This window comes from Mycobacterium ahvazicum, assembly GCF_900176255.2.
Classification (GTDB): domain Bacteria; phylum Actinomycetota; class Actinomycetes; order Mycobacteriales; family Mycobacteriaceae; genus Mycobacterium; species Mycobacterium ahvazicum.
This window is the reverse complement of sequence record NZ_FXEG02000001.1, coordinates 42,380-60,379: the sequence shown is the minus strand read 5'-3', so window position 1 is coordinate 60,379 and position 18,000 is coordinate 42,380. Positions and strand designations below refer to the sequence as shown.

Sequence of the window (18,000 nt, the reverse complement as noted above, 5' to 3'; positions counted from 1 at the left end):
CCGGCGATGGCGAACATCCACAACCGCCGCGCGAATCCGCGGGCCTGGTAATGAACTCTGGGTGACGACGTGGTCATGCTCTTGCTCCTGACGCTAAATGGGCGGTTGCTTAACTCGCCCTTTGACTTCAGCGTCGTCCGACAGTACGGAGCTTGTCCAAGATCGGGTTGCTATGGCTCGATACAAGCCGATTATCAAGCCTTTACGCGGCAGTGGCGGGAGCAGCCGATACGCCGGTTACCTCGGAGTGCACATGGCCGCAACTGCCGCAGCGCACCTCATACTCGAGTTTGTTGTCGCCGAGTTCGAGGAACCGGTACTCAGCGAACGCCGCGCATCGCGGACACCGCGTGCGACCATGCTCGACCGTCGTCATCTCGGCCCCCTTCTCAAATATGGCTTCGTGAAAATACCCGCTCAATACCTGGTCAAACCTTCGATTTTCGGCGCTCGTCCGATCCACTGCGCCATTGACCGAATTGAACACATATCGCTAATGTGTTCAAGTGCCCGTCGATGCCGCGCGAGACACCAGGCCGGTGCCGAACGCGTTATTGACCGCCGCCTCCGACACGCTGCGCCAGCTAGGGCCCCGGCGCTTCAGCCTGACGGCGGTGGCCGAAGCCGCCGGCGTATCGCGTGGCACCGTCCACAATCTGTTGGGCACCCGCGACAACGCGATTGCCACCGCGCTGAATCAGTTGGCCGCCGGGTTCATCGACACCATGGCCGTCGAGATCGCCGAGGAAGCCACCCTGGCCGAGCAGGCGGCCGCGGTCGCGGTGCTGATTTGTGCGTACCGTCAACGCTCGCAATCGATACCGCGCGGCCTGGATCGCGGCATCCTGGTCCTGCTGTTGGATCACGGCGGCGACGAGTTGATGCGGCGCGCGATCGAATTGTGGAAGCCCTTGGTCCAAGCCGCTCAGCGCAACGGAGAAGTCGGTCCCACGGTCGACGCGGCGCGCGCCAGCGAATGGATCGTGCGAATGCTGTTCAGTTTCGAGCTGATCCCGCCGATCGCGGTCAACCTCGACAATCCCCGTGCCGTGCGCCGGTACGTCTGCGATCACATCGTCGCCGGGCTGACCGGGGCCGGCCGTGGCTGAACCCGACTATGAAGTGGCGATCATCGGTGCCGGGCCGGGCGGGATCGCGGCAGCAAAGTTGTTGCGTGACAAGGGCATCAATGACTTCGTCATCTTGGAGCGCGGGCCCGACTTCGGCGGCACCTGGCGGGACAACCACTACCCCGGTCTGGCCGTCGACATCCCCGTGCTCTGGTACCAGCTGTCCTTCGCGCCCAACCCCAACTGGACGCGGTTCTTCGCGCCGGGACCGGAGATCTACCAGTATCTGCGCGACACCGCGGCGCGGTTCAAGCTCTACAAGCACCTGCAAGCCAATGCCGAAGTCGTCCAACAAAAATGGGACGCCGCAGGCAGTCGGTGGCACCTTTCGATCAAGGATCGGCCGCCGGTGTCGGCGCGCTTCGTGATCAACTCGGTGGGCGGCTACGTCAACGCCAAGGACGTCACGGCCATCGACGGCATCGACGACTTCGCCGGAACCATCCTGCGGCCCAATGCCTGGGACGACGACTATGACACCGCGGGTAAACACATCGCCGTCATCGGCACCGGTTCCAGCGGAGTCCAGATTGCCGGGGCTTTGTCGGACCGGGCCGCCAGCCTTGTTGTCTATCAGCGCACTCCCGCGTGGGTGCTGCCCAAGGTCGACTTCGACATCGCGCCATGGATGCGCCGGCTGTTGCGGCTGCCCGGAGCGGTCGGTGCCGTCAATGCCCTGGGGCGGGCAAGCATGGACGCTTTCATGCTCGCGCCGCTGATGCATCTGCTGCCGCTGCTGCCCGGCCGGGTACTCACGCGCCTGATGCCGGTCTACGACGCCTGGTGCCGGCTGCTGTACCGATTGCTGCTGCGCGCAGTGGTCGAGGATCCGCAGACGCGCCGCGCGCTGGTTCCCCGCTACGGCCTGCTCGCCAAGCGTCCGGTTATCTCCAGCAGCTTCCTGCCCGTGTTCAACCATGAGGGCACGCAGCTGGTCACCACCCCGATCGAGCGCTTCACCCGTACCGGGATCCGGACCACCGACGGCACGGATCGCCCCGTCGATCTGATCGTGCTGGCTACCGGCTACGAGCTATGGACCGACCCTGAGACCTACCGTCCCGGAACAGTTCTGGGCGACAACGGCTTTGACCTTGCGCAGTTTTACCGCGCCGAGGGGTTGCGCAGCTATTCCGGGACGGCGCACCCGCGGCTGCCCAACCGGTGGGAGATCGTTGGACCGCTCGGCTTCGTCGGATTCGCGTGGCCCGACTTCGTCGAGACGATGGCGGCCCACGCCGTGCGCATGATCGACGAGGTGCGGCGGCGCGGCGCGGCTTCCGTCGCGGTAAGCCAATCCGCGTTCGACCGCTGGAACGATCAGATGCAGCGGCAGGGCAAGGCCGTTCACCTCTACCTGACGGCCTGCAATCCCGGCCTGTCCACCTATTTTGTGAACTCTCAGCGCGACACCGTCTACCACCGCCCGCAGACCATCACCGCGTCGCGGCGGTTCAGCCGGCGATCGCCGTTGACGGACTACGAGTTTCGCACTCAACCCGCCATCCAGCCGCAGCCGGCACCGCCAGCAGAGGAGCTATCGGCATGACCGAAACCGCCACGCCGCTAGCCGGGAAGGTCGCCTTCGTGACCGGAGCGGCCCGCGGCCAGGGCCGCTCACACTGCGTCCGGTTGGCCCGCGCCGGAGCCGACATCGTCGCGATCGACGCGTGCGCGCCGGTCGCCGAGCACAACGGCTATCCCCATGCGACACCCGAAGACCTCGCCGAGACGGTCAATCTGGTCGAGGGTGAGGGCCGCAAGATCCTTGCCGAGGAGGTCGACGTCCGCGACCTGGCCGGCCAGCAGCGCGTCGTGTCGAATGCGATCGAACAATTCGCACGGCTCGACATCGTCGTAGCCAATGCCGGGGTGCTGAATTGGGGCCGGGTGTGGGAGATTTCGGCTCAACAGTGGCAGGAGACGCTCGATACCAACCTCACCGGGCTGTGGAACACGATGAAGTCCGTGGTACCGGCCATGATCGACGCCGGTAATGGTGGATCGATCATCAACATCAGCTCCGCCGCGGGAATCAAGGCAGTGCCGGGCTGCGGGCATTACTGCGCAACCAAGTTCGGTGTTGTCGGCCTCACCAACTCGCTGGCGATCGAACTCGGTGAGTTCGGCATCCGCGTCAACTCGGTGCACCCTTATGGCACCGACACCCCGATGGGCAACGACCTGTCGATGTACCAGGTCTTTCAAGACCACCCGCACTACATCCACAGCTTCTCGCCGGGCGCACTGCCTACCGAGTCGCTGGCTGCCCCCGACCTGATCTCCGACATCGTCGTCTGGCTGGCCAGCGACGCGTCCTCGTTGGTCACCGCCGCACAGATCCCCGCCGACAAGGGCTATCTCAAGATTTGAGTCGCCGGGCAGTTAGCGTGGTCAACATGCTTGGGAAGCTGGCAATGCCGTTGGCCTGCCTAGTGCTGGTTGCCGGCTGCTCCAGCCCGGACGCGGCGGCGCATGATTCCGACAACGGCGGACATGTCACGATTCACAAGGGCGATATCTTCGACATCGTCTTGACCGACGACTACCCGACGTCGCACTGCCAATGGCACGAAGAAGGCTCGCACGATACCGCGATCCTCAAATATCTCGGGTCCCGGTATCAGTGGGACAACAAAGCGCCCACCGCCCCCGGCGTCCATACCAGCAGATATGAAGCCACCGGCGCGGGCACCGTGCATGTGACGCTCGTGCAGGAGGACAACGCGAGCAATGTCGCAAGGCGCTATGGGCTGGATGTGACTGTGCAGAAAAGGATCATCGATTTAGGAGCGGCCTGAGGTCGTCGAGACGGTCGAACAGGTGCCAGATGTATTTCGATGATCCGTCCTCGCGACGCGGATGCAGATCGGCGAGTTCCGGGTCGCTGCAGTAGTTGTCGAAGGCTTCCCGCGATTCCCACTCCACGAGGATCAGCACCTGACGCGGTTCGATGTCGCCGAGAACCGCCTCCTGAAATTTTCCGAGCGCAACGACCCGACCGCCGTGCTTGGCCACCTCGGCAGGTGACCGTCGTGAGTAGGCGCGGTACTCGTCGGCGTCGGCGATGTCGAAGAGGTTCAAGGCATAGACGCTCATGTCAGAGACGTTACGTGCGCCAGCGATTCGCCGCTATGAGCGGCCGGCCGAGCAGATACGGGTCAACCCCACCAGAAAGCTGCGGCGATGATCCCGTAAAGGACGACCAGGGTGGCGCCTTCGAGCCACGTCGATTCGCCGTCGAACGAGATGAACGCGGTGAGGATGACCGCGAGCAGCAACGCCACCACCAACATCGGGCTGAAGACCAAGGTCAGCCCGGCCATGCCGGTGGCCTGCGAGATGAGCACCAACGCCGGCCCCAGCACCAGCGAAATCTGCAGTGGCGAATTGAGAACGACCGAGAACGCGTAGGCTGATTGCCCTTTGGCGGCAAGCTGGATGCCGACGAAATTCTCCACCGCGTTGCCGGCGATCGCCACCACGACCAGGCCTGCGAACACCTCGGAGATGTTGAGGGCGTGCATGGCCGGTTGCAGCGCGTCGACGAACCACTCCGACACGAAAGCCGCCAAGACCCCGGCGCCGGCGAGCATGCCGATCGCGAGCCAGACGGGCCAGCGCGGGTGCTCGTGGATTCCGGCGGGCTGGGCCTCGTCGTCGTGCCGGCGTAGCGAGGCCGGCAAGGATAGGACGAACAGCCCCAGCAGCAGCACCGAAACGACGATCGACAGCGCGTCTTCGTGGTGGGAGGCCGGGGTGTGGATCCAGTAAGCCACCGACGGGATCGACAAGGCCGTCACCGACAGCAACATCAGCACCGTCACGGTGCGGGCCCGGTTGGACCCGAGTTGCTGGGTGCCATGACGTAGTCCGCCGGCCACGAACGCGAGACCCAACACCAGCAGCAGGTTGGCCAAGATGGATCCGACCAAAGCCGCGCGGACCACGTCGACCAGTCCGTGCCGCAGACTGAACAGGCAGATGAACAGCTCCGGAAGATTGCCGAGCGCCGATTGCAGCACCCCGGTGGCGCCGGCTCCAAAGCGGTCGCCGAGCTGATCCACGCTGTGGCCGACGAGCGCCGCGAGCACACCCACCGCCGCGGCGGCGATGAGGAAGGTCAACACCGAGTTCCAGCCGCCGAAGTGGGCGAACCCGGCGCACAGCACCAACGCCACCGACAGGATCAACGGGATTCGATCGGATCTGACCAGGACGGGCGTGGCGGCATCCGGCATGGATCAACCCTAGTGTCAGTCGACGCGATGCCCCGACCCGGCAATGACCACCGGGGCGGCTTCAGCCGCGACGGGCGAAGGGGCCGGCGATCGCTTCACTACTCCTACCCCAGGCTGACGAGCTGCTCGACGGAGTCCTTCGGCAATTCACCGTCGACGACCGCGGTGACGGTCATATTTTGCAGGTTGATGGCACCGCCATGGTTGTCCAGGAACGCGGTGTCGGCGGCATCGCGGCCCGTGGCAATACGGACCATGGACTGGCGCGGTGCCAGGCAGGTGGCGTCGACGACCTGCCAGACCCCGTCGATCAACGCCTCGGCCACGGCATGAAAATCCATCGGCTGGCAGCCCGGTGCGTACACCGCGACCAGTCGGGCCGGGACATTGACCGCGCGCAGCAGCGCAATCACCAGATGGGCATAGTCGCGGCACACGCCGGCACCCGCGAGCAAGGTGTCGGCGGCCCCGTCGATCGGATCACTAGACCCGGGAACATAATTCAGCCGGGTGCCAACCCACGACGAGACCTTCTCGAGCAGAGTCACCGAGGTGCCGTACTGCTGGAATTCGGTTGCGGCGAAACCGAAGAACTTGTCGGCTTCGGCGTATCTGCTCGGGCGCAGATAGGTGATGGCGTCGATGTCGGTGACGGGTTCGAGGTCCGCGTGACCGACGACCGTCGCCTCGTACGACGCGGTGACTGTTCCCTTGTCGGCGGGCAGGACATGGATTCGGGTTTGATGCGCACCGATGATCTCGCGCGGCTCAACGGTCTTGCCGTTGTGCTTGATGGTCAGCGATTCGCTCACCTCGAGGCCTGGTTGACGACTCACCGTGATCTGGAAGTCCAGCACCGTGGGCTCGGTCACCTCGACTTCCATTTCCGCGCCAACGCTGCGGCGAACGTCGGTCGTGCTGCTGTCGTCTGTCACTCCGCGGCGTCTCCATGCAGGCATACGATCAAGCCTCTCCTCAAAGCGAGCCGAATCCCGCGCGCTGCTTGGCAGGGCTTTCGTTTACGCACTTTCTACCGGACAACGCCTCTGCCCGCTCGTCGGCAGCCAGCGACTCAAGGCGCTAACGCCGGTTGGACGCCACGACGGGCAGCTCCAGACACGAGGACGCGTGCGCGACGGTGTGGCGTGACGGCTTCATCGCGAAGGCGGTCAGTGGCGGTTCACCCGTGCCGAGGTTGCGGGCGTAGTGCGGGTGCGAGCCGCCGGCAATCATCAGCCTGATCCGTGTCCCGGCTCGGAAGCGGTGGGCGATGGCATCCAACGGGATTCGCACGGTTGGGTCTTGGTCGACGCGCCGTAGGAAACCCTCGGAAACATTGCGCGAGCGACCGCGCGAATCGACCTCGCTGAGCCGGACGAAGACATCGGCATGAGGATTGTCGGTGCAATGCTGCAGTTGCACCGATGGCGTTCCGATGACCTCCCAGTCATGTGTCAACGGCGCTGTCGTGAAGGTGATCACATCGTCTCGCAGGCTCAACGCGGTGTCGTCCCGATACCCGACGTTGGAAGCGGACAGCAACGGCCCGCCGATCGTGGGAGTGGGATCGGCGGGGTGGTAGGTGAATCGCGACGCCGACTCGTCGGTGGCCGCAGCCTCCGACAGCGCGGCACCCGAATTGAGATAGAGCGTTCGGGTTCGGCTGGCCGGTGGCCAGTCGGGTAGGTCGCGCCAGCCAGGGCCGCCCGTGACGAAGATACGCACCGGACTCCGAGCCGCCGCACTCGTGCCGGCGAGATGCCTTGCCAGCCAGGGCAATGTCTCGCGGGTGATCAGTCCGGCCGACCTACCCAACATCTCGAGGTGTGTCCACGCACCGATGTGCAGCGCCGGATTTGATCCGTTGGCCTTCAGCCGCCGGTACTGCTCGAGCGTCTGACCGAGGAAGAGGTCCTGCCACCCGCCGATCAGCAGCACCGGAATTCTCGTGCGGTCCGGAGCCGCCTCGACGTCCGCGCGCCGCCAGTACTCGTCGTTGACACCGCTGTGCTCCAGCGCGTCTTCGTACCACGATGCTCCTTGCCGCAGCAGGTCCCGCCCGCTGCGGCCCAGCGGCAACCGGTTCGCCGCCGCCCGCACGCCACGCTCGGAAGTGAACTGCCGCAGCGTTCTTCGCGCGGGGCCGCCGATCTCTTGATTGGCGACCTGAGCACACCACCACAACACATTGTTCAAGGCGAGTCCGCCGTTGCGTGCGATGAGCGACTTGGACTCGTGGGGCCCGACGATGATGACCGCGGTGACGAGTTCGGGAGGTGGGTCGACGAGCAGCGCCCACTGGGTGAAGCCGAGATACGACTGGCCAAGGGTGGCGAAAGTGCCGGTGAACCAGGGCTGGTCGCGCAGCCAGGCCACGGTGTCGGCCCCGTCTTCGACTTCGTGTGTGGCCGGTGCGAATTCGCCGTCGGAACCGAATGTACCGCGCACACTTTGCAATACGACGTGATAGCCACGTTGAGCATATAGCTGGGCGTATACCCACGACACCGGCGCGCCGCGGCCATAGGGGCTGCGCAGCAGTAGCGTGCCGGCCGGTGTCGCGGTGCGCGGCAGGTAGTGATCGGCGCGAAGGACGACGCCGTCGCGCATCGGCACGGGGACACTTTTGCGCACCGAGTAGTCGGTCGTCGCCGGGGGCAGGCCGAGCATGCGGTTCATCGCGCGATCGACTAGTCGCATACCTGCCGAGCGTTCAACCGCCGGTACCTCGCGAATCAGCTTGTCCGTCATCGTGTTTCCCGGTCCGCCCAGAACTGCCAGGGATGGTCGTCGGCGAACGTCCTCCAGCCGTCGGTCGATGCGCCCGCGAGAAACAGCGCAATCGCATCGCCGACAAGGGCCTCGCTCTGCGATTCCGTGATCCGGCCCGAGGTGACCAGGCCGCCAATGCCCTGCACACTCGCCGACAGCACCAGCGTCAGGCGTTCCACGTCGCTCGCTGCATACACACCGGCGTCGACACCGCGGGAAATGATGCGCAACAGTGCCGCCATGTGATTCACGAATGCGTTGCGGACCGCATCAGACGGGTTGTTCACCTTGGCCGCGAACATCAAGTCCAAGAGCGCGGGCTCGGCTACCGCGAATTCGAGATACGCCGATGCCACGGCATGCAGGGCGCGTCGGAAGTCGGCGGGTTCTCGTGCGGCCGCATCACCGATTCGCTCGGCCAGCTGATCGAAGCCGCGTTCGGCAAGTGCGTCGAGCAACGCATCACGATCGGCGAAGTGCTTGCGCGGGGCGGCATGGCTGACGCCGGCCTCACGCGCCAGCTCCCGCAGGGACAGCGCGTCCAGGCCGCCCTCCCGCAGCACCGCCTGCGCTTGGTCGAGCAGGACGGCACGCAAGTTGCCGTGGTGGAACGGCTTCTGCTCGGCCACCTCACCAAAAGTAGTCATTGACTACGTAGTTGTCAACGACTACTTTCGGCTCTGGTTGGTCGCGCGGTGGGCACGCCCCTTGAGGAAAAGGAATTCGACTGTGAATCAACACAATACGGCGTTATGGCTGCGCACACCCGACGGTCCCTTCGAGGTCGGCCCCGCCGAATACACCTCACCGGGCCCCGGCGAAATCGTGGTCCGCGTGCGCGCCGTCGCGGTAAACCCTATCGACGTCATCACCGGCCCGCTGCTGCAGCAGATCCTGCCGTGGCTGACCTACCCGGCCGTCGTCGGATCCGACGTCGCGGGCGAAGTCGTCGAGGTCGGGCAAGGGGTTTCCCGGTTTGCTCACGCAGACCGGGTCGTCGGAGGCGCGATGGGTATCGAACAATCGCAGAATCGCCCGGCGGAAGGCGCTTTTCAGCACTACGTCGTGCTGAAGCCGCACATGGTCTCGCCCATTCCAGACGACCTGTCGTTCCAGCAGGCCGCCGTGCTGCCGATGGGGCTCTCGACCGCGGCGACCGGTCTATTTCAACAGGACCACCTCGGGCTGACGATGCCGAGTGTCGAGCCGTTCGACAAGGGCGAAGCCGTGCTCGTGTGGGGCGGGTCAACAAGTTTGGGCAGCAACGCAATTCAGCTCGCCCGCGCCGGGGGCTACGAAGTGATCGCCACCGCCTCGCCGCGCAACTTCGACTACGTGCGATCCCTCGGCGCATCGGCCGCGTTCGACTACAACAGTCCGGGCGCCGTCGACGAGATCGTCGAATGGATCGGTGACCGCGAGCTGGCCGGCACGCTGGCCATCGGGCACCAATCGGTCGAGGCAGGGATCGCGATCGCGAGCCGAACCAGCGGTAGCAAGCGCGTCGCGAGCGTCATGCCGAGCCCGACCACCCAGCACGGTGACGTGTCGGTGAGCGGCATCTGGGGTGGCTCGTTGAAGGACAACGAAGTTGGGCCCGGAATCTACGTCGAATTCCTACCCGCAGCACTCGCTAACGGCAGCTACCGGGCTGCTCCCCCCGCGACCATCGTGGGCGAGGGACTGGCGCGCATTCCCGACGCGTTCCAACGCCTCATGGCCGGTGTGTCGGCCGCCAAACTCGTCGTGACCCTGTAAGCCGGACCCGGCTACAGGCCTGCCTGGACATGCCATGCCCGGAATGTCTTACGACGCACCATAAACGGGACGGCGATCGCGGTCAGACGCCGAGTCGGCCGGATAACCGGTTGAGGCGCTCGAGACTGGCGCCGTCCAGACCGCTGATCCGTACGGTCTTGCCACGGACCTGGTATCTGTTGCGAATGGCGTCGAGAGTGGCCACCGCGGAGGCGTCCCAGATGTCGGTGTCGGACATGTCGATGAGGACGTCCTTGGGATCATTCACATAGTCGAATTGATGCACGAGGTCGTTGCTGGAGGCGAAGAAAAGCTCGCCTCGTACCCGGTACACGCGGGTCTCGGAGTCGTCGGTCGTGGGTAGGTGATCGGATTCCACAATGGTCAGATGGGCGACGCGGCGGGCGAATGCCACCGTGGCGGCGAGCACGCCCAGCGTCACCCCGACTGCCAGATTTCCGGTAGCCACGGTCGCGACGACGGTGAGGATCATGACTACGGTCTCGCTGCGCGGCAGCACTTTCAGCGTGCGTGGCGCCACACTGTGCCAGTCGAAGGTGGCCGCCGAGACCACGATCATGACGGCGGCCAGCGCCGCCATGGGTATCCGCCCAACCAGGTCACCGAGGGACATGATCAGTAGCAGCAGAAACCCCCCGGTGAAGAAGGTCGACAACCGCGTCCGACCGCCGGCGACCTTGACGTTCATCATGGTTTGGCCGACGACGGCGCAGCCGCCCATGCCGCCGAACATGCCGGTGAGGATGTTGGCCACTCCCTGGCCCCAAGATTCGCGGGTCTTGTTGGACGCGGTTTCGGTGATGTCGTCGACGAGCTTGGCGGTCATCAAAGATTCCAGCAGACCGACGAAGGCCACGCCGATGGCGTAGGGAGTGATGATCTGCAGGGACGTCCACGTCAACGGCACGTGCGGAATCGAAGGCAACGGCAGCGAACGCGGCAGTGCCCCTTGAGATCCCACGTCGGGAACGTGCCAGCCGAACGCAACCACCGTCGCCGTCAGCACCAGCACGACCACCAACGGCGCTGGCAGGGATGTGGTGAGCCTGGGCACTACGACCATGATCGCGATGCCCGCGGCGGCGAGCGGGTACACCAGCCACGGGACCCCCAGCAAGTGCGGCAGCTGCGACACGAACACCAGGATCGCCAGCGCGTTGACGAAGCCGATCATCACGCTGCGCGGGATGAACCGCATGAGTCTCGCGACCCCGGCCAGGCCGAGGAGCACCTGGATGACGCCGGCCAGCATGATCGTCGCGATCAAATAGCTGACTCCGTGCTCGTGGCTGATCGGGGCGACGACGAGGGCCACGGCCGCGGTGGCCGCGGAGATCAAAGCCGGTCGGCCACCGGCCACCGCGATGGTGATTGCCATGGTGACCGAAGAGAACAGGCCGACCCGCGGGTCGACCCCCGCGATCACCGAAAAGGCGATCGCCTCAGGAATCAAGGCGAGCGCCACCACCAATCCGGCGAGTGCTTCGGTGCGCAACCGTGCGGGGCTGCGCAGCGCGCCCAGCACGGAGTTGTCGGGACCCGTCGCAGCCGCGCGGGTGCCCGGGGTCTTCAGACTCATGACCACGGAAACCGCTGTTCCAGGGCCTCGAGAAGTTGGCGGACTTCTCGCATCCTTGCTTGCAACAACACCATCTGGTCGGGAGGACACGGGGCAGCGCGCCCACGTGCGCCGAGTCCCGCGGCGGCTCCCAGCTCGGCATGCTCTGCCCGCAACAGGTCGGCGAATAGACGTGCTTGTGCGATGTCGGCGTAATGCCCAGAGGCCGTCGGGAATTGGTGGCTCGCTGGCCGGAGGCTCTCGGCGGCAGAGTACGGGATATGTTCGCGCACCGATACGTAGGGCACGTGGTAGCGGCCGCGGTGCGCGTTGGCGCTGAGATCTCGCGGTGTTCTCAGGTCGCTTTCTGTCGTCACTGTCCTTCACCGCCTACGGCGGAGTGGCACGCGGGGCGCGGCGCGTCTTGTCGGTCATCCGGGTCGTGCCCCAGAAATTGCAGGATGTCGTAACGCCGCCGTTGGTAGCCTTCGGTGAATTGCGCTGCCGGAGAACGTGGTTCGTCGATCGTGATGATGCCTGCGACCTTAGCGGGCCGGTGGCTCAGCAATACGATGCGATCAGCGAGCAACAGTGCCTCGTCGACGTCGTGAGTGACGAACAGGATGGTCATCTTCTGTTGCTCCCACACCGTCATCAGTAGTCGTTGCATTTCCAGTCGAGTCTGAGCATCCAGAGCACCGAATGGTTCGTCCATCAGCATCACCTTTGGCTCGCACGCCAGGGTGCGGGCGAGTTGAACTCGCTGGCGCATGCCGCCGGACAGATGGCTCGGCAGATGGTCCCCGTAGGATCCGAGGCCTACCTGATCGAGGCGGCCTTGCGCCGCGGCTTTCGCCGCCTTGCCCCGGAGCCCGCGCAGCCGAATCGGGTACATGACGTTCTTCAGCGCGGTGCGCCACGGGAACAGTGCGTCTTCCTGAAAGACCATGGCGCACTGGGCTGCATCGCCCGCGACAGGTGCGCCGTCGACGGCGGCGTGCCCGCTCAGCGGAGTCAGGAGTCCGGCCAGCGCTCGCAGGATTGTCGACTTTCCGCATCCCGACGGACCGAGGAAGACGACGACCTCGCCTGGATCGATGTCCAGGGTGACGTTGGCGGCGACGACTCCGTTGAATCCCAGCTTCAAGCCGGCCAGCCGAACCGCACCGGTGCTCACTGGCCGGCCCTTGGTAACCAGTGGTTAACTCGCCGGCCCACACGTTCTACTGCCCACGCCGTCATCAGGCCCAACGCGCCGATCGAGATCATGCCGACGACCACCCCCGGGTAGTCCAGCAGGCCGTAGGACTGCCAGGTGTAGTAGCCGATACCGAACTGTCCGGAAATCATCTCGGCGCTCACCACACAGATCCACGCCACGCCCATCGCGACGGACAGGCCGGCGAAGATGCCGGGCAGTGCACCAGGGAGGATCACGTGCCATAAGAGTGACAGTCGGCCCGCCCCCATTGTTTTGGCGGCCTCTTCCCACACCTTCGGTAGCGATTCCATGGCATGGATGGTGCTGACCACGACGGGAAAGAAAGCGGCGAAGAAGGTGATGAAGACGATGCCCTGTTCGCTGGAAGGAAACAGCAGGATGGTCAGCGGGACCAGGGCTATCGCCGGGATGGGCCGCACGATCTCAATGAAGGGCCGCAGCGTCATCCTTGCTGTCGGTGAGCGACCGATCAAGACTCCCAGGGCGATGCCGGCCGCTGCGGCAAGCCCGAACCCGAGCAGAATCCGCTGCAGGCTTGCCAGCAAGTCGTCGTAATAACCCCCGGAGCTGATCCGCGCAGCCAGGGCGTCGACGACCCGCATCGGGGCGGGCATCCGATTAAATCGCAGCCAAGCGACAACGTTGTGAGCAGTGAGCATCTGCCACAGCGCGACGAACGCGGTGATCGGAATCAGCGGCAGGAACAATGCCGCAGCGCGGCGCCGTATGCCCGCCGGAATGCGCCAGGTGATCCGCCGCCGCGAGCTGAGCCGCGGTGCTGAGGCCGGCAAGGCTGGTGTGGGTTTGACGGCCAGTTGATGGGGGTTCAGTGTGGTTGTCACGGGGTTCCTTCCTCTACGGGGTCTGTTGTCGGCTATCCCAGCGACCGAGACTGCGCTACAGCTGCCGGATAAGTGAGCGGCGTGGCCGCCGGGTGACGCGCGCGGTAGAACTCGGCGCCGGCGTCGGTCGCAAATGGTTTGTAACGCTGCATCGCCGGCGCGGTCGGATCATCAAGCCAGACAGCGTGATTCGCGAGCAATCTGGTGTGGCTGATAGCGTCGGGCACGTAAGCGGCCCGCACCGCGGCGGTGGCCGCAACCTGGCGCAGCAGGCACGTCGGCGTGGCCGCTACGGTAGTGGTGGCGGCGCCTTGCGGCCACAGCTCCGACGCCTCGGCCGGATCGCCGACGGGCTGACGGCACACGCCGTCGTATCCGGTCAGCCGGCTGGCGTTCGCGACGTCGGCGCGCCGGCGCTCGTAGTCGGGGCCGAACAGCTCCCGCAAGTATTCGTCATTGATGAACGACGCGACGTCGAAGTCCTTGCTCACCGACCCCCGGGCGACCAGGAATTTCTTGACGTTGTCGGCAGCCAGCACGAGTTGTTGCTTGAGCGTCATGTCAAAAGACACCAGGCCGTTGGGTCCGTTATAGAGATAGACAACCTCGGGTTCGATGCCGGTGAGCTGGCTCACCCGTAACGCGGCCGAGAGCGGATTCGCGACGATGTAGTCGGTGGTCGTCTTCATCGCCTGCATGAACGCGGCCATCACGTCGTGGTTGGCGTCGGCGAACTGTCTGCGGACGACGACGCCGTGGAAGGTCGGCACCTCGTTGTCGCCGCCGTCGTAAAGCAGCCGGCCCTGGTTGCGGAAAATCACCAGCTGCGGCCACGGCACGAACTGCGCCAATGCGTCGACTTGCCCGCCGTCGATCGCCGAGGCCCCGATCGACGGATCCTGGTTCACAATGTGGATGGCATGCGTGTCGATACCGTTGTGTTGCAACGCGGTTGAGAACATGCCGTCCCCCGCCGATCCAAGGCTGGTCGACACCCGCTTGCCGACGAGGTCGGCGAGTGTGTGGGCGGCGGAACCGGTGGGCACCACGACCTGGTTGAGGGAACCGCGCAGGCTATAGCCGGTGGTAGCGATCAGTTCGGTTTCGGAATCGCTGTACCTTTTGGTCTTCGATCCGTTGGCAAGTAGCGGGTAGTCGCCCATCGAGCCGATGTCCACATGCGTCGCGATCATCTGCGCGGTGAGAGGTGCACCGGAGGCGAAGTCCTGCCATACAACGCGGTACTTCTTGCCGGTGGACTTGCCGAGTTGGCCCAGCGCCTTTTCGAACTCACCGCGATCGCGCATCAAAGTTCCGACATTGACGGTGTTGATGGTCTTGGACTGGTAGCCCACGTTGACCACCTCGGCGCCCTCGCTGAGTAGGCCGCATCCGCTGAGCATCTGCACTGCGGGCACGACGAGCGCGGCGGCGACCGCCCGCGCACGCGACCAGGGGGCTCGCCCGGTGCGTCGGCCGGGACGGTCGGTCTGTCTTACGTCGTCCACGCAGTCCAGCGTCGGGGCAATCTATTACCGCTCGATCACTGGACGTTGCGCCACCGTTACGCCATCTGGCGTTTTCGAGCCGCGAAGGTCACGGTGCCGCGGTTCGGCATCCGGGCGCGGTTCGCCATGGCATCGCGTGGCAGTCTTCGGCGCCGAGAACGGCGCACATGACACTTGAGTTACGCCACCACCGCCGCTCTGGCGCCGAACCACGGCCACCGAAAGACTAGATGATTGTGGAATCTACAAGCTCGTCAACCACATTGGACGCCAACGGTGCAGCATCCACCGCCACCGCTGCCGAACCGGACTATCGATTCACACTGGCGAACGAGCGGACATTTCTGGCATGGCAGCGCACCGCGCTGGGCTTGCTTGCCGCGGCGGTCGGTGTCGTGCAGTTCCTGCCGGAATTGGCCGTCCCGGGGCTGCGGCATATCCTCGGCGGTGTGCTCGGCACCGTGGCGATGCTGACTTCGGCTGCTGGCCTGCATCGTTGGAGCCAAGTCGACCACGCGATGCGCCTTGATCAACCCTTGCCCCGGCCGTCCACTCCGATCTACTTGGCGGTGGCCCTGATTACGGTCGGCTTGGTGACAGTAGCCCTGGCATTGGCCGCGTCCGGCGTCAGCCGATGATCCACTCGGCAGCCACGTCGCCGGACCGCGGGATGCAGCCCGAACGCACGGCACTGTCCTGGACGCGTACGTCACTGTCCGTCGTCGCCTCCGGGGTGTTCATTGTTCTCAAGGATCGCACCGTGACCGACCCGAACGGGAGCACCGTCCGACTCGGTATCGGCAGTGCGGCAGCGTTACTCGCGCTCACGGTGTTCGCCGTGGGTATCCGCCGGCGCCGCACTCTCACGGTCCGCCCACTGCCTCCGCAACTATGCGCTCGCGCCGCGGTACCTATTGTCGCCGTCTTGGTCGTGGCGTTGACGGTAGTCGTGGTTGCCTATCTGGCACTCGGGGTGTGATTCGGCGACCGTTCAGACGTCTAGGAAGCGAACGTCCTTGGCGTTACGGGTGATAAAGCTGCGACGCGCATCGACGTCCTCGCCCATCAGGATGGAGAACAGCTCGTCGGCCGCAGCGGCGTCATCGAGGGTGATCTGGCGCAGCACCCGCACGGTCGGATCCATCGTGGTTTCCCACAACTCCTTGGCGTCCATCTCGCCCAGACCCTTATAGCGCTGGATGCCGTCGTCCTTGTTGATCTTCTTGCCGGCCTTCTGCCCGGCCTCGAGCAGGCCGTCGCGCTCACGGTCGGAGTAAGCGAACTCCGGCTCGCTGCGCTGCCACTTCAGCTTGTACAACGGCGGCTGCGCCAAGAACACATGCCCGTGCTCGATCAGCGGCCGCATGAACCGAAACAGCAAGGTGAGCAACAGTGTGGAAATGTGTTGTCCATCAACATCGGCATCGGCCATCAGCACGATCTTGTGGTAGCGCAGTTTGGTGATGTCGAACTCGTCGTGGATGCCGGTGCCCAACGCGGTGATGATCGCCTGGACTTCGGTGTTCTTCAACACCCGGTCGATGCGCGCCTTTTCGACGTTGATGATCTTGCCGCGCAACGGCAGGATCGCCTGAAACATCGAGTCGCGCCCGGACTTCGCCGAGCCGCCGGCCGAATCACCCTCCACCACATACAGTTCCGACCTACGCGGATCGGTCGAGCGGCAGTCCGCCAACTTGCCGGGCAGCCCACCGAGATCAGTAGCACTCTTGCGGCGCACCAACTCGCGCGCCTTACGCGCCGCAATACGCGCTTGCGCCGACGAAACCGCCTTGTTCACAACGGTTTTCGCCTCAGAGGGGTTGGCTTCGAACCAGTAGGTCAGCCTCTCGTGGCACAACTTCTGCACGTAGGAACGAACTTCGGCGTTCCCCAGGCGGGTTTTGGTCTGACCCTCGAACTGCGGCTCGCTGACCTTCACCGAGATCACCGCGGCCAGGCCCTCGCGGATGTCATCCCCGGTGAGGTTGGCGTCTTTTTCCTTCAGCAGCTTCTTGTCTTTGGCGTACTTGTTGACCACCGACGTCAGCGCACTGCGGAAACCCTCCTCATGCGTGCCGCCCTCGTGGGTGTTGATCGTATTGGCAAAGGTGTGCACCGACTCGGAATAGCCGCCGTTCCACTGCATCGCGATCTCGACTTGACGCCCCGGTTCTCCTCCGGAGAATTCGATGATGCTCTGCTGAATCGGGACTTTGGTGCGGTTGATATGGGTGATGTAGTCGACCAGGCCGCCCGGATAGTGAAATCTACGCGTGTGTGCTGAGTCGGTCTCGATCGCGCTGGACCGTTGGTCCGTCAATGTCAGCATTAGCCCCTTATTGAGGAAGGCCATTTCTTGTAATCGTCGGGCCACCGTTTCGGCACTGTAGAGCGTGGTCTCGAAAATCTCGGGGTCGGCCCAGAACCGCACTGTGGTACCGGTCTGCGCTGTCACCACTCCACGGGTCAAGGTGCCGGGAACGGAATGGTCGTAATGTTGCGACCATCGGTAACCGTCGCGGCAGATCTCGACCTCGAGCCGAGTGGATAGAGCGTTGACGACGGAGACCCCGACACCGTGTAGTCCACCGGAAACGCTGTAAGAGTCCGAGTCGAACTTGCCGCCCGCGTGCAACTGGGTCATCACCACGTCGACGGTTGGGATTCCGGTCGCGTGCATCTCGACCGGAATCCCACGCCCGTCATCGGTCACCTCGACACCGCCGTCGGGTCGCAGCGTGACCTCGACGCGCCGGGCATGGCCCGCCATGGCTTCGTCGACGCCGTTGTCGACGACCTCCCAGATCAGGTGGTGCAGGCCTCGTTCGCCGGTGGAACCGATGTACATTCCCGGCCTCTTGCGAACGACATCAAGGCCTTCCAGAATCGTGATCGATTCCGCACCATAGTCTTTCGGGGTGCCCTTGCCGGTCATCCGTCGACTC

The 18,000-nt window shown here is 64.6% G+C and carries 19 protein-coding genes; 7 read left to right on the top strand and 12 right to left on the bottom strand.

The genetic code is table 11. From position 1 onward, the window contains the following. Nucleotides 1–202: 202 nt before the first annotated feature. Complete coding sequence (locus MAAFP003_RS29005; protein WP_165796260.1) at nt 203–376, bottom strand: hypothetical protein; 174 nt, start codon at nt 374–376, stop codon at nt 203–205. A gap of 130 nt (nt 377–506) precedes the next feature. Here MAAFP003_RS29005 and MAAFP003_RS00230 point away from each other — a divergent pair, with 130 nt between their 5' ends. The 4 genes from MAAFP003_RS00230 to MAAFP003_RS00215 are packed head-to-tail and all read left to right on the top strand — an operon-like array spanning nt 507 to nt 3,931. Beyond that, on the top strand, nt 507–1,109 hold the full coding sequence (locus MAAFP003_RS00230; protein WP_096283386.1) for a TetR/AcrR family transcriptional regulator: 603 nt from the start codon (nt 507–509) through the stop codon (nt 1,107–1,109). Further along, nucleotides 1,102–2,679, top strand: a complete 1,578-nt coding sequence (locus MAAFP003_RS00225) for a flavin-containing monooxygenase (RefSeq protein WP_096283383.1) — start codon at nt 1,102–1,104, stop codon at nt 2,677–2,679. The genes MAAFP003_RS00230 and MAAFP003_RS00225 overlap by 8 nt, the downstream gene beginning before the upstream one ends. Further along, nucleotides 2,676–3,503 carry a mycofactocin-coupled SDR family oxidoreductase gene (locus tag MAAFP003_RS00220; RefSeq protein WP_096283381.1) on the top strand — a complete coding sequence of 276 codons (828 nt, stop codon included), beginning with the start codon at nt 2,676–2,678 and terminating at the stop codon, nt 3,501–3,503. Before MAAFP003_RS00225 ends, MAAFP003_RS00220 begins: the two co-directional genes overlap by 4 nt. A 26-nt stretch (nt 3,504–3,529) precedes the next feature. Continuing rightward, nucleotides 3,530–3,931 (top strand): protease inhibitor I42 family protein, encoded by a 402-nt coding sequence (locus tag MAAFP003_RS00215; RefSeq protein WP_133160806.1) that lies wholly within the window; start codon nt 3,530–3,532, stop codon nt 3,929–3,931. On the opposite strand, the gene MAAFP003_RS00210 is transcribed toward MAAFP003_RS00215, so the two are convergent. From MAAFP003_RS00210 to MAAFP003_RS00190, 5 genes are all read right to left on the bottom strand, one after another. Then, complete coding sequence (locus tag MAAFP003_RS00210) at nt 3,909–4,229, bottom strand: DUF1330 domain-containing protein (RefSeq protein WP_096283377.1); 321 nt, start codon at nt 4,227–4,229, stop codon at nt 3,909–3,911. The genes MAAFP003_RS00215 and MAAFP003_RS00210 overlap by 23 nt on opposite strands. A 62-nt stretch (nt 4,230–4,291) precedes the next feature. Beyond that, complete coding sequence (gene cax, locus MAAFP003_RS00205) at nt 4,292–5,371, bottom strand: calcium/proton exchanger (RefSeq protein ID WP_096283375.1); 1,080 nt, start codon at nt 5,369–5,371, stop codon at nt 4,292–4,294. A gap of 104 nt (nt 5,372–5,475) precedes the next feature. Further along, nucleotides 5,476–6,330, bottom strand: coding sequence for a transglutaminase-like domain-containing protein (locus MAAFP003_RS00200; protein WP_096283373.1), 855 nt, complete (start codon nt 6,328–6,330; stop codon nt 5,476–5,478). Nucleotides 6,331–6,451: 121 nt separating this feature from the next. After that, complete coding sequence (locus tag MAAFP003_RS00195) at nt 6,452–8,071, bottom strand: CocE/NonD family hydrolase (protein WP_423790845.1); 1,620 nt, start codon at nt 8,069–8,071, stop codon at nt 6,452–6,454. A gap of 47 nt (nt 8,072–8,118) precedes the next feature. After that, on the bottom strand, nt 8,119–8,790 hold the full coding sequence (locus MAAFP003_RS00190; RefSeq protein ID WP_096283369.1) for a TetR/AcrR family transcriptional regulator: 672 nt from the start codon (nt 8,788–8,790) through the stop codon (nt 8,119–8,121). 82 nt (nt 8,791–8,872) lie between these two features. On the opposite strand from MAAFP003_RS00190, the gene MAAFP003_RS00185 reads away from it, so the two are divergent. After that, nucleotides 8,873–9,901, top strand: a complete 1,029-nt coding sequence (locus MAAFP003_RS00185; RefSeq protein WP_207768429.1) for a zinc-binding alcohol dehydrogenase family protein — start codon at nt 8,873–8,875, stop codon at nt 9,899–9,901. An 82-nt stretch (nt 9,902–9,983) separates the two neighbouring features. On the opposite strand, the gene MAAFP003_RS00180 is transcribed toward MAAFP003_RS00185, so the two are convergent. The 5 genes from MAAFP003_RS00180 to MAAFP003_RS00165 are packed head-to-tail and all read right to left on the bottom strand — an operon-like array spanning nt 9,984 to nt 15,052. Beyond that, nucleotides 9,984–11,501, bottom strand: a complete 1,518-nt coding sequence (locus MAAFP003_RS00180) for a SulP family inorganic anion transporter (RefSeq protein WP_096283367.1) — start codon at nt 11,499–11,501, stop codon at nt 9,984–9,986. Further along, on the bottom strand, nt 11,498–11,857 hold the full coding sequence (locus MAAFP003_RS28880; protein ID WP_133160805.1) for a hypothetical protein: 360 nt from the start codon (nt 11,855–11,857) through the stop codon (nt 11,498–11,500). Before MAAFP003_RS28880 ends, MAAFP003_RS00180 begins: the two co-directional genes overlap by 4 nt. After that, complete coding sequence (locus MAAFP003_RS00175) at nt 11,854–12,657, bottom strand: ABC transporter ATP-binding protein (RefSeq protein ID WP_096283365.1); 804 nt, start codon at nt 12,655–12,657, stop codon at nt 11,854–11,856. Before MAAFP003_RS00175 ends, MAAFP003_RS28880 begins: the two co-directional genes overlap by 4 nt. Further along, nucleotides 12,654–13,544, bottom strand: a complete 891-nt coding sequence (locus MAAFP003_RS00170) for an ABC transporter permease (protein ID WP_096283363.1) — start codon at nt 13,542–13,544, stop codon at nt 12,654–12,656. Before MAAFP003_RS00170 ends, MAAFP003_RS00175 begins: the two co-directional genes overlap by 4 nt. A gap of 32 nt (nt 13,545–13,576) precedes the next feature. Further along, nucleotides 13,577–15,052 carry an ABC transporter substrate-binding protein gene (locus MAAFP003_RS00165; protein WP_341477044.1) on the bottom strand — a complete coding sequence of 492 codons (1,476 nt, stop codon included), beginning with the start codon at nt 15,050–15,052 and terminating at the stop codon, nt 13,577–13,579. A gap of 236 nt (nt 15,053–15,288) precedes the next feature. Between MAAFP003_RS00165 and MAAFP003_RS00160 the strand changes: the two genes are divergently transcribed. Further along, nucleotides 15,289–15,690 carry a YidH family protein gene (locus MAAFP003_RS00160; RefSeq protein ID WP_423790839.1) on the top strand — a complete coding sequence of 134 codons (402 nt, stop codon included), beginning with the start codon at nt 15,289–15,291 and terminating at the stop codon, nt 15,688–15,690. Then, complete coding sequence (locus MAAFP003_RS00155; protein WP_096283359.1) at nt 15,687–16,031, top strand: DUF202 domain-containing protein; 345 nt, start codon at nt 15,687–15,689, stop codon at nt 16,029–16,031. The genes MAAFP003_RS00160 and MAAFP003_RS00155 overlap by 4 nt, the downstream gene beginning before the upstream one ends. A 12-nt stretch (nt 16,032–16,043) precedes the next feature. On the opposite strand, the gene gyrB is transcribed toward MAAFP003_RS00155, so the two are convergent. Beyond that, a complete protein-coding gene (gene gyrB / locus MAAFP003_RS00150; protein ID WP_096283357.1) occupies nt 16,044–17,990 on the bottom strand; it encodes a DNA topoisomerase (ATP-hydrolyzing) subunit B in 1,947 nt (648 codons plus the stop codon). Nucleotides 17,991–18,000: the final 10 nt, after the last annotated feature.